A 15,444-nucleotide genomic window follows, 5' to 3' on the forward strand; every position below is an offset into this window, starting at 1 on the left:
CCTTACCAAATTCCCTGCTCACCAATTCTTTTGGCAATATAATTGGCTGCCACCAAAAAGATTAACCCTACAACCGATTGAAAGAGTCCAACTGCTGTTGCCTGCGAAAAATCGCCAGATCCAATTCCGATCCGATACACATATGTACTGATGACATCGGAGTACTCACTTACCAGTGAATTCCCCATCACAAATGGCCGATCAAACCCGATCGAGAGCATCCTGCCTATTTGTAAAATAAGCAAAATAATAATGGTAGGCTTAATCCCAGGCAAAGTAATATGCCATATTTTACGAAGCCTGCTGCATCCATCGATATCTGCCGCCTCATATAACTCCTTATTGATGCCAATGATGGAAGCCAAATATATAATGGTACCCCAGCCAACACTTTGCCATATCCCAATAGCTACATACATGATCAACCAATTCGTTTTTTGAGAAAGGAACTCAATTTTTCCAATCCCGATGCTAGATAAGACTGTATTCGCCATGCCTCCTGAGGAAAATAGCAGGTAGACCATACCGCCAATAATGACCCAGGATAAGAAGTGCGGTAAATATAAAATCGTTTGGGTTACTTTTTTGAATCTTACATATCGGATTTCATTCAACAATATGGCAAGGATGATGGGTGCCGGGAAGCCTGCTACCAAATCCAGTAAATTTAAAACGAGCGTATTGGTGAGCGCACGGTAAAAACTATTTTGTTCGAAAATGAATTTGAAGACATCAAGCCCAACCCACTCACTCCCGCTAATACCCTCAAAAATGTTATAATCCTGAAAGGCCATCAACACGCCATAGATGGGTGCATATCGAAAAATGATGATATATGCCACTGGCAACAGTAAGAGTAGATATAAGAGTGCATCTCTTTTTAAGCTATGTAGATTACTGTTCTTTTTCTTTATTTTGATATTCTCTCTATAGTTTTCTAAAACCGCTTTCACTTGTATCGTCCCTCTCCTACTAATTTTTTTAAAAAATAACCTCCTACGAAATAATTTGAGCAAAATTCTTATAAAGCGATCTCATGTAAAGAATTATACCCTCATGAATTTTTATTAAAATGTAATTTTATAAATTGTTTTTGTAATAATTTTATATTTAAAACTTGGGAAATCCTTATCAAAGTAATAACTTAGATGACATTTGTACTTGAGTCAATAGAGTGGACACAAAAAAAGGTTAAGAAATTAGTTTAGCTTGCTTGTAATACTGCATTTCAAACTTGACTGGGGACAAATAGCCGAGCTTGCTGTGCGTACGCTTCCGGTTGTAGAAAAACTCAATGTACCAGTAGATTCGCTGGTGTGCTTCTTGGCGGCTTTGAAATTTATACCTGTACACCAATTCCCGCTTGAGGATGCTGTGGAAAGCCTCTATACAAGCATTATCGTAGCAGTTACCTTTTCGGCTCATGCTACGAATCATATGGTATTTTTTCAGCTGTTTACGGTATTCACTGGACGCATACTGCGATCCGCGGTCTGAATGATGAATAAGGCCCTTAGGCGGTCGTTTGGCTTCGTATGCCTGGTTTAAGGCATCTAGCGTCAGTTCCACAGTCATGCGATTGCCGAGCTGCCAGCCGACAATTTTGCGGGTAAACAAGTCAAGAACGCTTGCTAAATAAAGGTTTCCTTGACGCGTGTGGATGTACGTAATGTCGGTAACCCATACTTGATTCGGTCTTGTACACACATCAAAATGCTGATTCAGCCAATTAGGCGCAATAGGGTGGCTATGATTTGAATCCGTTGTTTGTACGCTGAATTTCGCTACAGCTTGTGAGCGTAATCCCTTCTCTTTCATGATGCGTCCAACCGTTTTGACAGCGACTTTGAAACCTTTCTTTCTCAGTTCCTCTGTGATCTTCGGACTCCCGTAATTCCGATCTGAATCCAAGTACTCAAATTCGACCTCTTTAGCCAACGCTTCTCGGCGCTTTTTCCGCTCACTTGGGGCTGTCAATCGCCATTTATAGTAACCGCTCCTGGATACACCTAGTACGCTGCACATCTTCTCAACTCGAAATGTAGAACGGTGGTCATCAATGAACTTGAATCTCACTTCGGGTCTTTGCTGAAGATGTGCAGCGCCTTTTTTAAGATGGCTAGCTCTTCCTCTAGGTCTTTGTTTCGCTGCTCCAAGTCTTTCACGATCTGATCGTGGCTGCGCAGATTCCCACTGCCCACGAAGGGCTCATCTGGAAATTGGCGATATTTACTCACCCATCTGCTCAAAGTCTTCGCTGGAATGTTCAGTTCGTTTGCAATTTCCGTGATCGATTTACTATGTTGTTGAATGTACTTTACCGTTTCCTCTTTAAACTTTTGATTGTAACGTTGGCGGGATTCACTCATCTTGGACACCTCGTAATTTGGATAGATCTATTATCTAACTCCCCAATTCGTTGTGTCCACTATTAAGTCTAAATGCAATTCGCCCCTTTATCCGCTTATATTTACAAATCTTATGGAATAAATAGTTATTACATTATTAATTAATAATGGTAGTTATGTTCTTGTCACCCGATTCGTTGATTTTGTACTTCTGATTGTTAAACTTCATAATTAGAGCGCCTCCTTGATGGTGTTGGGTTGTAAACCCGGGACAAACCCATCATACCGAGGTGCTCCTTTTTTGACAAAGCCCATTTCTTAGGCTATACAGGAATGTTTAGCGTAATGACTTGACCTGTCATCTACTGTACGGTTCAACGTAATGTATATATACACAAAGTACAACTTGACCACAAAATATACATCAATAAAAAAGAAGCCACTCCGACAATGGAGTGGTTCTTCTTTGGATAGAACTTTCCTTTTATTTATTAGCCACAATTGTAAATTCCCATGGAATGTTTTCATTTTCCCAACCACGATGCTCATCAAATTTCTTTAAATTAAAGCCAGATGTAATTACTGAATTTATTATTTCGCTAAGGGTATAAAGCCTAATCGAAACATCTGGAAAGTCTTGTTGTTCATGTTCATCGAAATAATGTTTATATGCTACATCCCCACTATGTAATTCTTCGTCAAAGTAACTTTGTTGGATTTGATATTCGATTTTAGAGTTAGAAACGATACACCTTCTTAAGGGATGAAAGTCACTTAGAACCATCACTCCATTATCTTTAAGTAATGAAAAAAGAAGAGACATGAATTTTTCAATGTCATTGAAATAGTGTAATATTCCACCTTCTAAGTATAGCATGTCAAAATGACCACTATACTTTTCTAAGTCTATATCATAAATATCAGTAACAACATATTGTATAGATACATTGGCGGAATCCGCCAGTTCAAGGGCATACTTTTTATTTTCTTCCGATATATCAAATACTGTTACATCTGCGCCTAACATTGCTAAAGGGACTGCTTTTCTTCCATTTGAACCACATAGGTTAGCAATCTTTTTTCTTTCAATCTTATCAAAATATTGCTTATGTTTTTTTAGCTGTGCTTTGGGATTATCCAATATTTGTTTCGCCTTATCCTTAGGTGAACCATCTCGTCTGTTCCAAAATTCATATGCTCGATGTTCCCAAGCTATCTTATTTTTAGTACTTTGTTCATTCATATTAGTCAAATCTCCCTTCAATCTATTTTGATTTTCTGTCTTGACAAGCATGGTTATCAAAAGAATCCGCATACAATTCTAAAGCAAAATCCATGATACCATTTATTGGAACATCATTCCATTTTATTTCAGATGATACATGAAAAAATCGGATAAATCACGTTGACCCGTATTATAAATTCAATGTGTATCTACTGCGTTAACCTGCCGGTACTTCAAAGAAAAAGGGAACAGCTGCCGGCCGCGGCGATCTGCTCCCAGGTTATTCAACTATCGTTTCTCGTTAGTTTAATGACTTAGGTGGACTAATCAAGTTCAGTTTGGAAATTTTGATGAACTTTAAAATTATCATATAACTGGGTGGTCTATAGCAAAAATTACTTGTTCGGCATTAAAACGAATAACTCTCTTTACTTCATAAAATCCAAGTCTCTTTAATAAGGCACATGAAGAAGTGTTTGCGGATTGCGCTTCAGCAATGAGCTTATTATATACTTTATCCTCAAAGGAATGGCACAATACTTGACTTATCGCCTCAAATGCAAAACCGTTACCCCAAAAACTTGATAGAAACATATATGAAATTTGAGTATATTCTCCATTATAGTGTGGTTTAATAAAATACATCCTAAGAATGCACCTGAAACTATTTCTCTCACTGTCCAATATTGGCAATTTTCTTGGGGATTTATCCATTCTGTAACTCTATTTTCGATTTGCTGAGAACTTCTTTGACCGCCCAAGTAATCCCATACTTTAGTATCATTGTATAATTTTTTTAAATCAATATAGTCAGCTCGATTTGTTATTTTAATGCTACAACGTTTTGTTTCCACTCTACATTCTCCTTGTAATGATTTAACTTGAGATAAATAGTTCACTAATTTATTCGATTATTACCCATACTTTTCCTTTGCCCGTTAATCTAATAAACAAAAGAGGAGCTGCTGCGAAGCAAGCCCCTCAACTATAGTTCGCCGTTAGTTTAGTCCGCTGCTGGAATTGTTAGTATGAATTTTTGGCGAGATCCCCCCTCGGGACCTTTCGGAACCAACTCGTTTGAAGGAATAAAACTAAACTTTTCATAAAGCCTTCTTGCAGCTTGACCTTCAGGAATGTCATCACCAAATGTAATAACTGATATTTTAGAATTGGAATGAACTAGACCTAGAATATGAGTAAGCAATTCCGTTGCTACGCCCTTTCCCTTCGAATGGGATGAAACAGATAGCCAACCAATTTTGTAGCTCGATGCATTTGATGAGGAAAACAATACTCCACCAAGTAAGTTCGACCCTGGTGAACCATTATTCTCTCGTACACAAAACGCAGTACCTCGATTAACATTTTTCTCTAATGCTTTAATAAAACTTGGGTCATCCACCATTGGACCAAAAAGGTATTCTACCTCAGTGGCTAGTTTAAACCATCCCTTTATGTCTTCATTTGTTGCGTTTACGACATTCGTCATTCAGTTTCCCTCAAAAATCAATTACTTCCTAATCTTACCACAGTAAACTGCCCGTTAACGAATTGAAGGTCTACCAAGTGGTCAATGTCATTTAGTTAAGGCGCAGGTCCAAATATCAAGAAAAAGAGCAGGTTAAAAATTAATTATCCACGCTCGACTCCAACCCGTATGTCCGCCACCGTTCTCAAGTCGTCGCTCCAGTGTTTTACATGCGGCTTGTGCAAGCTCTGGTGTATGCGTCGTCGTAATTTGTTCTCCTGGATGTAACGCAAACAAATGCGAAATATGTCGGTGCCCTGGTTCCAGCTCCTTATAATCTTCTAACCATTCCATTAACTGCCCGTGCTTCCCAATGCTGGGTCGCGGTAAACGTTGTAAAGCTTCTTGCACCTCACAACGGAAAGTATCCTCACAAGCAAGGATTGAACTAGCTTCTAGACATGCGGTAAATAAGGCAAATAAAATTTGCGAATCCATCGATGGACCTATACTGAGTACACCTTTGTTTCCACTTGGTAAAGAATAACTATTCTCTGGAGAGGATGATGGCGCCGTTACTAAGCGCCCCTCTTTATCTTCGATAAGAAAATCCAAGAAAAATTCGGCAGCTTCTTTCATAATCGGATACGCGCGATCAGCTAGAAATTGCTTATTTAAACCATAGCGATAGTGCTCCCATTCATGCAATGCTAGCCAAGCCCCACCCATCGGCCAAAACGTAGCTGGAACCCAGGCGCCCATGATATCCGTTTCCGCCCATAGATTAGTTGAATGATGAACAACGAATCCTCTCGCTCCATAAACGGATTTGGCAGTCTTTCGACCATTCACCCGAAGTCGATCCATGAAATCGAACAAAGGCTCGTGACATTCAGCCAGGTTACATACTTCCGCTAGCCAGTAATTCATTTGTATATTAATATTCACTGTATAATTACATTCCCATGGGGGTGTAAAGCTTTCGTTCCATATGCCTTGCAAATTCGCAGGAAGCGAACCAGGGCGTGAACTACCCATGAGCAAATATCTTCCGTAATGCACGAACAATGCGATTAATCCGTGATCCTCATGTCCTTGTTGTAACAACCGCAGCCTTACATCCGTAGGAAGGGAAGACGCCGTCTGATTACTTGGGTCATCCAATGTAAAAGTCATGCGATCAAATATCGCACGATGATCTCGAACATGTTCCTCTCGAATCGCTTGATAGCCTTTGGTTGGAACTTTTATGCCCGATACTTTAGAAAAGGCAACCAATCCTCCTGGACTGGCTGCCTTTTAATGTTGTTATTGAACTCTCGTTTTGCGTTAGTGGAACACCTTGTACGGCACGGCTATTTCTCCAACTCATAGCGGGCCGCGATAATGCCCGACTTGAGCGTTCGGTTGGACAGCAGCTTGAGCCTGATTTTCTCACCGTCGCCGTGGAATGCCGATTTTCCGCCGCCCAAGATGACCGGACAAATCGTCAGCAGGAATTCGTCGATCAGGCCGAGCTCAAGCAACGTCTTCGCCGCCCCCGGACTGCCGAAGATAACGAGATTTTTGCCAGGCTGCTCCTTGAGCGCCTTGATTTCCTCTGCGATATTGTCCTTGATCAGCATCGTATTGTTCCATTCGACAATGTCCATCGAGCCGGAAATGACGATCTTCTTAACATCCTGCAGCCATTTGGCATGCTCTATACCGTGCCTCGACGCATTCGGATTGTCCAGCACCGTGGGCCAGTAGCTCTCCATCATCCGATACGTCGTGCGTCCGTATACGGGAGAGCCGACTTCGGCTACGACCTCCTCGGCGTATTTCTCTAATTCCTCGTTGTACGGAATCCAATCTAGTCCTCCGTTCGAATCCGACGCATACCCGTCCAGCGACACATGCATGAACAATACGAGTTTTCTCATGTTTGCTTCTCCTCTGATTTCGAATTTAGTTGTTCGATTTTTTGGCAGTAGGCCCGTGTTTCGTCCTGCTCTTACGTTCACTATAAATCATTACGTTACGTAAGGGTCAAGTGAAAATCTGTCTGGTGAGCCTGGTGCTGAAAGTACACCTGAATATACCTCAGCAAGCTTCTCTCGCATTTGCGGTAGTAAAAGCAACACCAGCATATCTTGAAGTTGCAGCTCCCTTGAGTCCTTAATTGGCTTCTCACCAACTGAATTACAAAAAGTGGTTTGTGTTCCGACCATTGAAAGTAGGATTACAAAGCAAATTAAAACCTTCAAGATAATTTCCCCTTCCTATACCTAAATCCACCAATCACAACTTAATCTGTCCAGGTAAGGGAAGTGTATTCATTTGCGTATGGCTGCCCTGGGAAGCAACCCTTTTGTATTTAACATGACCTTGTCGGGAAAGAGATAAAGTTCTTGTCATCCGACAGACGCGTCATAGAGTGTTCACTTTTTTGACAAAGGCCAAATCTTAGAACTTACAGGAATGTTTGGCGGAACGAGGGTTGCCACGCGGAACCCCTTCGTTATTGAACTACCATATTCCGATAGCAGAGCTACATAACTTGTTACTTACTTAGAGGAACATTAAAAATCAATTCTTCTATAGTCTCTCCGTGGTAGTAAACTACAGAATCTGTGCGTTTATCCTCAATTTTACGTTGCGGTATAATGATCAATTGTTCAGGAAGTTCTTTGGGTGAATTATATTCACTCATAAAGCGAATTATCTTCATACTACCCTCTTTCTTTTCTTCCCCCCCCTATTAAGCCTATCCCCAAATTATTTCCCTTTTCGTCTTTTACTTGAATGTTACTTATAGAGGAAGGATCGACGAACGAGTAATTAATCGGCACGGTGATCTCGTATTCAATGGAGGTACTTAGTGGTCTAAAAACCACTTTTGATACGGATATCGTAATTTCATGAACTTTGTTTGACACAACTGGCTCATATGTTTTTGTAGCTTGATCCGTAAACTTGCGAGATACTGGAAATTCAATTGTCCAATTATCCTGAATGTTTCCAATTTTATTGACTTGGATAGTAAGTTGAAATTCTTCTGGTAGATGGCTTCCTCGGGTGATTTTGGTTGCTCACCGTCTATGTCTTTTTTCAGCACATATCCTTTTGTGCCATCCTCACCTATAGCACTGATTAATTCAGGTTCCATTTCTTGAGAAGTAGCATCTGTGGCAGAACCGTATGTCTGTCCGTTTTTATTTTTAGGATAGTTCATATTCTTAGCGCCAATATAAAAAGAACCAATTATGCTTTTCCCATCAACATCATACAGTGGGACATCACGACCAGGTTCACCGAGATAATCTTTTTTCAGCAAATATCCTTTAATGCCATTCACACTTCCTGCATGGATTAAATCAGGTAGCATTTCAACGGAGGTGGCTTCTTCAGCAGAACCATATGTCTGTCCATGTTCATTTTCATGATAGTTAAGAGGATTTGTATGGCTTTGATTAGTCGCACTTTTAGCATATATGCTTTGGAATGCCATTGCACCTCCCACTACACAAACGATAAAAACAACACCAATCAATATTCTGAAGCCTTTAGAATACATCCTGACTTTGTTCACTCCCTAAAAGTTTCTCACTCTTCACTCTATAGCCATTCGTCTCGTCCGTTTCACTTCTCATACGATACCAAATAATGGAAAATTGCGCTAAACTGCCCGTTAACGTAATAAAACTGCCCGTGAGCGGCAACCTTATGTCATTGAACTATAGTTTCCCGTTAGTTGAACGCGTAATGGCACTGAGTGTTAGAGTTTCTATCTTCCCACTGTATTTTATAGTGAGTTTGAAAACGTCATCTGTAGTGGGTTTAATAGTAACAACATCTGCATTTGCTTCAGATGACGTGTAAAAACTTCTAACTCCTTGTAATTCCTGAGGATATTGGCTTTCAAACTTAAAGCCTTCTCCTCCAACTAATTGATACTCAATTAGTCCGATTTTTGCTTCTCTGTTCCCCCCAATATTTTGAATATATATCGAATCAAACAATGAATTTTTAACTTTAAATATTGAAAAGGTGGCAAGCCACTCTTCTCCTTTCCCATAATAAACAACCTCATCTGATTTTTCTTTAAAATTACTAACTGATTCTTTGTTTGTACATCCCGAAATAAATAAAAGAATCGATAAAACAAAAGAAAATAATATTCGATATTTCATGAGTTCAATAACACCTCCTACTTCTGCAATTCCCAATATTCCATATTATACCATGTAGAGAAACATAAGTTTTAGTTATTCGACCCGTTAACGGAGTGAGGGGCTGCCACGCGGCAGCCCCTCTGGTATTCAACAATCGTGCCCGTTAGCCATCCATGCAGCGCAAGCGCAGCATCGCAGAGGATGAAAATGGGTAGAATTCGTCCATACTGCTACTATGGCTGGAGAGGAGGGTCGATGAACTATGGTGCCATAGAGCCCATCCTTTAGTCTGACTTGGGCGAACACGGTGCATCACAGATTGTCGCTCCCTGTTGGGAAGCACTCATGGGAGATTAATCCTACTCTGGTTGCTGCACCAGCCTCATTTTTATGTTCAGCCTTGAAAGGTCTTTCTTACTTTAATTTCATAACTCTTCTCAGGCACAGCCTTTTTTAAAAAAATCATTCGGCTAGGTCGAATTTATTATTGTCTTTTTGAGGTTTTTTAGCGGATTTAATTTTGATGGGAGTTCAATCAGTTGCTGAACTTTTCTGTGTTCTAACACCTAATTTTTTATCAATTTCCAAAACAGCGCACCACTTTAAATCCTCAATCCTATTATAAGTTGAGTTAGCGTAGCGGTACTCATAAACAATCTTCCCATCTTTATTGAACGCCTTTGCTTCTTTGGTTCAAATTAATATAAACGATGTGCAAAAAATGTAAGCACTCCGACTACTATTGTTATAAAAAGCCCTATCAGACGCCAATTCAATAGGTACTTATGCTGCAACATCTCTTTTCTTGAAAACCACCCACGACAGTACGTTAAAGATGACGAAATAGAGAAGTAACACTATAATTGAGAACTGCAGAGTCATCCCTGCGATTTTAGGACTGCCATTCAAGTATTGGGTCAAATCGGTGTTCTCAAACAAATAATATTTGGCCCAGCTAAATTGGGCCAGGAATTTTCCTATGGCAGTCCCGAGGAAAAGAATGCCTACGGAAGAGGCAATTGCGATCGAACTGCTACGGAATACAGTGGAGATCATAAATGCCATCGTTACTATCATAATCATTTCAATGCACCGATAACCGTAAGTGCTTAACACGTGCCCTACCATATTTACTTCATGTACGATGCCGTCACTGGCTGCATAAATGTAGGGCGCGCCCAAATCGCTGAATCCTTCCAGCATACCGGAAATCAATAAGGACGATCCATATAATACAACAAGCAACAAAATGGCGAAGCCAAATACCGAAATATATTTGGATAACAAAATTTTTGAGCGTGAAGCCGGACGAATCAACAGCATCTTGATTGTGCCGCCACTAAATTCTCCTGCTACGCTGTCAGCTGCTAGAATAATAGTGAAAATAGTGACAAGGTTAATCAATTTCGTCCCAGTCAACACTCTTCCCCAGAACGATTGATCCGTTGGTGGTTTGTTATGCTCCAATCTGTATTGATTTACTTTCAACTCCGCCTCAATTTGTGTTTTCTCCATTTGTTGGCGCAAGTTCGGACTCTTTAGCATTTTTTGGTCATTGTCTATTTGTTGTTGGATCGTTGCTTTCCAGTCCCCTTTTACTTGGGGCGCCTTGTTTGTATTATGAACAATGATGAGAACAGCAGTTGTTATGACTATAACTACGGCAACTAGAATCCAGGTGCGGAGACGGCGATAAATTTTCATATTTTCGTTTAAAAGCAGATTAAGCAATTTGATCACTCCCTGTCACTTCCAGAAATTTATCTTCAAGCGTTTGAATGTACTTTTTGATGCTGTACACTCTAACACCGCCTTGAACCAATCGAGCGTTCACATCAGCAATTTGCTCCTGATCCAACAAAAGCTCCAAGCCATCTTCTACCAGAGTAGTGTTAAATGAAGGAAGAGCGGACGCAAGGATATTTTGCGCCAATTCCTTCTGATTCACTTCAAAAACCACTTTAACCAGGTCGCCCGCGTTGGAATATTCTTTAATAAGCCGAACATCGATGACCTTGCCGTTCTTAATAATTGCCACGCGATCGCACATCAGCTCCATCTCCGATAACAAATGGCTTGAAACGACAACGGAGATTCCTTCTTGTGTCAGCTTGCGCAAATAATCGCGCAGTTCCCGAATACCAGCAGGATCTAGGCCATTCGTTGGCTCATCGAGAATGAGTAATTTGGGCTTGTGCAGCAGCGCTTGGGCAACACCTAATCTTTGTCGCATTCCAAGCGAGTAGGTCTTCACCTTATCATGGATACGATTTTCCAAAGCAACTAACGTAATCACTTCTTGAATGCGTTCCTTCGTTACACCTGGAGACATGCGGGCAAAATGAATCAGATTTTGATAACCCGTCAAAAACTTATACATCTCCGGATTTTCGACAATTGCCCCCACTTTTGCAATGGCGCTTTCGAAATCTTTCGTAATGCTTTCCCCATCGATCAAAATTTCACCTTCACTAATCTTCATTAAGCCAACCACCATACGGATCGTCGTTGTTTTCCCAGCGCCATTGGGGCCAAGAAAACCAAACACTTCACCATTTGGTACTTCTAAGCTTAACCTGTCAATTATCGTTTTAGTGCCAATCCTTTTTGTTACATTATGAAGCTGCAGAATAGGTAGACTCATTGGTTTCTCTCCTTTATTTATCGTATAAACTGATCTTATGGCTCGTTTATGAACTGAATGTGAACAAAAAAACCATAAGCCTCTATTGCAGCTCATGGTGTTTTAATGTCACGGTAAAGATTGTGCCTTGATTCAACTCGCTTTGCACATGAATATGTCCGTGATGTAGGGCAATGATTTTCTGTACAATCGCAAGACCGAGTCCGCTCCCGCCATAAGTTCGATCTCTTGCTTTGTCCACTTTATAGAATCGTTGAAAGATACGATCGATTTCCGTTGGGGAGATTCCTATGCCGGAGTCAGTAATCCTTATGATAATATCTTCCCTCTGACGTAGTAGTTCTATGCTCACTCGTCCGCCATCCGGAGTAAATTTGATACTGTTCGCGATCAAATTTGTCCACACTTGAGTCATCTGATCTTCATCCGCAGTAACGACGGTTTCTTGAAGCGATAAATCAAAGTCAAGCTGTTTGAGGGACCATTGGGGTTCAGCGGCGATCACTACCTGTCTGAACTGCTTGTCCAACCGATAGGAAGTTGGTGTATAAGGGTGGTGTTCCGATTCTAGAGAAGCCAGCTTTAATAAATTTTCGCTTAACCGGGATAGCCGTTCGCTTTCGGTCACAATAATCGTTAAATAGCGGTTGCGATCTGACGGGGGGATATCCACTTTTAGCAGTGTCATGGAAAATCCGCGAATTGAGGTTAAGGGTGATTGGATTTCATGAGAAACATTTGAAACAAAATCTTGCCGCATCTGCTCAATTTGGCGAAGTTCTTTCACCATATGGTTAAAACCGCCGGCCAATACGCCAAATTCATCCTGATGTTTGACATCCATTTGAACGGTATAGTCACCTTCAGCAATCCGATGTGTAGCCTCCATAAATTTTTTTAAAGGTTGGACTAAATATCTTGAAGAAATCAGGATCAACAAACTTCCTGTTAGTAGGACGGTGATAAGCATCGTAAGAATGATCTGATAAAAGTCGTTAAAAAAGTTTCTGATATCAGGTTTGATTTGGATAAACAATGCGTAATCATGTCCATTCACTTGAAAAGGAAGCCCGATGATTATATGATCTTCACTTCCTTTAGTATTACTGTAAAATGCAAAACCGTGAATAACATTATCTACATCGATCTTTCGTATTTCGGAAGCTGGAAGTACTAGTTGATCATCGCGGTATACTATAAATTTGAATTCTTTCGTCAGGGTCAAGTTATCTACAAAGGATTGAACATCCGTTACTTGATTTTCCGTGCAGTAGGTAATAATTTGTTTGCCTGTTGTTAGAGCTTTCTCCTGTACACGATTCTTGATCTGATTTCCATACAACAGCCTGGAAACGAAAGAAGCAACGATAAGGCTTATAATGAAGATGGCCAGAAAAGTGAAAACAACTCGGACGTATAATGTTCTGATCTTCATTCGTTCACCTCTATCCGATAACCTAAACCGCGAATGGTGGATATTCGAAAATCATCGGTTAACTCATTAAATCGTTCGCGCAGCCGTTTAATATGCACATCGACTGTTCGATCATCCCCTTCGTAGTCAAATCCCCAAATTTGTTCAATGCATTGTTCTCGTGAAAAAATTTGACCGGGGTAACTGGCGAGTTTGAATAACAACTCAAATTCCTTTGGTGGAAGGGAAATGCTTTGATCATTTATTTTAACCTCAAACCGCTTTTGGTCCATATGAACCTTACCGAATTTAATCATTTGCGAGGATGCGATTCGGTATCTTTTTAGAAGTGCCTTAACTCTCATGACTAATTCAAATGGATCAAAAGGTTTCACCAGATAATCATCTGTTCCCAACCGAAAACCTTTCATTTTATGAGCGGTTTCAGCATGGGCAGTGACCATAAAGATAGGGATATCGCTGCATGCCCTCAGATGGTGACATACCTCCCACCCATCCATCTCTGGCATCATAATATCAAGAATGATCAGATCGACCAGTTGTTCATCGATCATCCGAATTGCATCTTGTCCATTTGAAGCCTCCAGCAGATCAAATCCTTCCATTCTCATGTGAAGAGCAATTAATTCTCTTATATGCGGATCATCATCGACTATAAGCAACTTTACCAAGAGAATCACTCCATTATTAGTTTCAACTTCAAAGATAATATCACATAGGTTTATGAACTGAATATGAACGGGTTAAGTATTTGAAATCTTGTTCAATTTTCTGCCGAAGATTTTTGATATGCTGGTCGTTTGTTCGGATATCTCCATCATTATCGCCCCCCATTACCTTTTCAGTGATTTCTTCCCAAGTGAAAGAGCATCTCCTGGGTGGCGTTCTAAAACTAAAAGAAGTTTGTATTTATTCGGTGTCAAATTAATAGCGGCCTCATTATCAAGAACCTCTCGGTGCAGGGTATTGATCACGGGTACCGTCAACGTCATTTCCAAACGTTCCAGCGGCTGCCACTTCTCCTGCCGTTCTGCCAGAACTGAAGCAATCCTTCATGCATCTTGATCCCATCTCTTCCGGACCGGTTGTGATCGTATTCATGACATAAATATTTTTTAAAATGAGGCTAATACAACTATCAAGCGTTCATTAAACTCTATTCGATATGTTTTAATTTCTCCGTTTCTATTTTAAAAACCTCAATGCTTTTACTCAAAAAGTCGATAACCGTTTTGATTTCGTGCTCATCATAACTTGAAAACAGCTTTCCCATATCCGATCCGAAGGACAGAAGGATTGGAACGATCTCTGTGTATGTTACCTCCATGGTTTTTCCTAATAATAACCTTACGTCGATCACTTGGATCTTTATCCCGAAAAACAAAGTTCTGCAACTCCCCCCTATTATTATTATACTAGTTCAACTAAACTGCCCGTTAGCGTAGCGATAAAGCGGCAAACAGAAAGAAATCCACAGCATCAGACTGTGGATCTTAATTTTATATATTTTAAAGGGGGTTGAGTTTTATTATAGGCTTGGTTCATTAACGCAGTGTAAACTGTTTATTTCATTCTGATTACAAATACTACTGCAGCTGCACATCTCACAAAAGCTACTGTTTTGTACGACCTTTGAGTTATCGTTCTTCGGTGAGTTGAACAAGGCTACCCCGAATACATTTATCTCACAAATGTAATAAAGTCAATATTAACTGGTTCAATACCAACTGCTCGAAGTCGTGAGTTAATCTGTCCTCGATGACACTGACCATGCAATTTATCTAGGATCAGTATTTGCTAAATTAGTAAAAAAAGCTGTGAAGCTCTCTTCGTTTTGTTTAACAAGTTCTGCACAGATTTTTATATCGACCTCCGGACCATATGGAAAGTCGTGAACTGTCCAATCCACGTAATCTAGTTATCCATACTTTACTTTTTCAGCATTAGGGATATGGGGAAATAAACGCCATACCTCCTGGTTTTCATCTTCAATACTTTGCAGTGTTTCAAAAATACATTGGTTAGCCCAATTTAAATGCTCATACATCTTTTGGATAGTTTTCATTGAGAATCACCCTTCTACCAATATTAAAAAATCACTTGTGTTCTTTTTCTATAACAAAGCGTTTTACTCCTTCTTCCATTCTTCTGCTCGTTAGCACAGCCA

Annotated in this window: 19 protein-coding genes and 2 pseudogenes; all 21 read right to left on the reverse strand. The window is 40.2% G+C overall.

Annotated features, from left to right (window positions below):
- Positions 1-2: 2 nt before the first annotated feature.
- Complete coding sequence (locus ACBP55_RS19010; protein WP_464644116.1) at positions 3-953, reverse strand: ABC transporter permease; 951 nt, start codon at positions 951-953, stop codon at positions 3-5.
- Positions 954-1,191: 238 nt separating this feature from the next.
- Positions 1,192-2,115 (reverse strand): annotated as a pseudogene (locus ACBP55_RS19015) (IS3 family transposase); the annotation flags it as partial.
- Positions 2,073-2,369, reverse strand: coding sequence for a transposase (locus ACBP55_RS19020; RefSeq protein WP_464644117.1), 297 nt, complete (start codon positions 2,367-2,369; stop codon positions 2,073-2,075). The gene ACBP55_RS19020 and the pseudogene ACBP55_RS19015, both read right to left, overlap by 43 nt.
- A gap of 463 nt (positions 2,370-2,832) precedes the next feature.
- The gene (locus ACBP55_RS19025; RefSeq protein ID WP_464644119.1) at positions 2,833-3,591 is read right to left on the reverse strand and encodes a class I SAM-dependent methyltransferase; all 759 of its coding nucleotides are present in this window, start codon (positions 3,589-3,591) and stop codon (positions 2,833-2,835) included.
- A gap of 348 nt (positions 3,592-3,939) precedes the next feature.
- The gene (locus ACBP55_RS19030; protein WP_464644121.1) at positions 3,940-4,218 is read right to left on the reverse strand and encodes a GNAT family N-acetyltransferase; all 279 of its coding nucleotides are present in this window, start codon (positions 4,216-4,218) and stop codon (positions 3,940-3,942) included.
- Entirely contained in the window at positions 4,119-4,427 is a 309-nt protein-coding gene (locus ACBP55_RS19035) for a GNAT family N-acetyltransferase (RefSeq protein WP_464653576.1), read from the reverse strand. The genes ACBP55_RS19030 and ACBP55_RS19035 overlap by 100 nt, the downstream gene beginning before the upstream one ends.
- 149 nt (positions 4,428-4,576) lie before the next feature.
- On the reverse strand, positions 4,577-5,062 hold the full coding sequence (locus tag ACBP55_RS19040; protein ID WP_464644122.1) for a GNAT family N-acetyltransferase: 486 nt from the start codon (positions 5,060-5,062) through the stop codon (positions 4,577-4,579).
- Between the two features lie 135 nt (positions 5,063-5,197).
- Positions 5,198-6,277, reverse strand: a pseudogene (locus ACBP55_RS19045) (glycosyl hydrolase family 95 catalytic domain-containing protein); the annotation flags it as partial.
- 119 nt (positions 6,278-6,396) lie between these two features.
- Entirely contained in the window at positions 6,397-7,047 is a 651-nt protein-coding gene (locus ACBP55_RS19050) for a dihydrofolate reductase family protein (protein ID WP_464644123.1), read from the reverse strand.
- Between the two features lie 9 nt (positions 7,048-7,056).
- On the reverse strand, positions 7,057-7,290 hold the full coding sequence (locus ACBP55_RS19055; protein ID WP_464644125.1) for a hypothetical protein: 234 nt from the start codon (positions 7,288-7,290) through the stop codon (positions 7,057-7,059).
- Positions 7,291-7,586: 296 nt separating this feature from the next.
- On the reverse strand, positions 7,587-7,754 hold the full coding sequence (locus ACBP55_RS19060) for a hypothetical protein (protein ID WP_464644127.1): 168 nt from the start codon (positions 7,752-7,754) through the stop codon (positions 7,587-7,589).
- Position 7,755: 1 nt separating this feature from the next.
- The gene (locus tag ACBP55_RS19065) at positions 7,756-7,962 is read right to left on the reverse strand and encodes a hypothetical protein (protein WP_464644128.1); all 207 of its coding nucleotides are present in this window, start codon (positions 7,960-7,962) and stop codon (positions 7,756-7,758) included.
- On the reverse strand, positions 7,902-8,600 hold the full coding sequence (locus ACBP55_RS19070; RefSeq protein WP_464644130.1) for a hypothetical protein: 699 nt from the start codon (positions 8,598-8,600) through the stop codon (positions 7,902-7,904). The genes ACBP55_RS19065 and ACBP55_RS19070 overlap by 61 nt, the downstream gene beginning before the upstream one ends.
- A 160-nt stretch (positions 8,601-8,760) precedes the next feature.
- Positions 8,761-9,216, reverse strand: a complete 456-nt coding sequence (locus ACBP55_RS19075; RefSeq protein ID WP_464644131.1) for a hypothetical protein — start codon at positions 9,214-9,216, stop codon at positions 8,761-8,763.
- Positions 9,217-9,981: 765 nt separating this feature from the next.
- Positions 9,982-10,929, reverse strand: coding sequence for an ABC transporter permease (locus ACBP55_RS19080; RefSeq protein ID WP_464644133.1), 948 nt, complete (start codon positions 10,927-10,929; stop codon positions 9,982-9,984).
- Entirely contained in the window at positions 10,922-11,842 is a 921-nt protein-coding gene (locus ACBP55_RS19085) for an ABC transporter ATP-binding protein (RefSeq protein WP_464644135.1), read from the reverse strand. The genes ACBP55_RS19080 and ACBP55_RS19085 overlap by 8 nt, the downstream gene beginning before the upstream one ends.
- Positions 11,843-11,924: 82 nt before the next feature.
- Positions 11,925-13,277: a sensor histidine kinase gene (locus tag ACBP55_RS19090; protein ID WP_464644136.1), complete on the reverse strand. Its 1,353-nt coding sequence runs from the start codon at positions 13,275-13,277 to the stop codon at positions 11,925-11,927.
- On the reverse strand, positions 13,274-13,948 hold the full coding sequence (locus ACBP55_RS19095; protein WP_464644138.1) for a response regulator transcription factor: 675 nt from the start codon (positions 13,946-13,948) through the stop codon (positions 13,274-13,276). The genes ACBP55_RS19090 and ACBP55_RS19095 overlap by 4 nt, the downstream gene beginning before the upstream one ends.
- A gap of 40 nt (positions 13,949-13,988) precedes the next feature.
- Positions 13,989-14,111 carry a hypothetical protein gene (locus tag ACBP55_RS19100; RefSeq protein WP_464644140.1) on the reverse strand — a complete coding sequence of 41 codons (123 nt, stop codon included), beginning with the start codon at positions 14,109-14,111 and terminating at the stop codon, positions 13,989-13,991.
- 108 nt (positions 14,112-14,219) lie between these two features.
- Positions 14,220-14,378: a hypothetical protein gene (locus ACBP55_RS19105; RefSeq protein ID WP_464644142.1), complete on the reverse strand. Its 159-nt coding sequence runs from the start codon at positions 14,376-14,378 to the stop codon at positions 14,220-14,222.
- 817 nt (positions 14,379-15,195) lie between these two features.
- Positions 15,196-15,342 (reverse strand): hypothetical protein, encoded by a 147-nt coding sequence (locus ACBP55_RS19110; protein WP_464644144.1) that lies wholly within the window; start codon positions 15,340-15,342, stop codon positions 15,196-15,198.
- Positions 15,343-15,444: the final 102 nt, after the last annotated feature.

It is taken from the genome of Paenibacillus sp. WG02, from assembly GCF_055396115.1.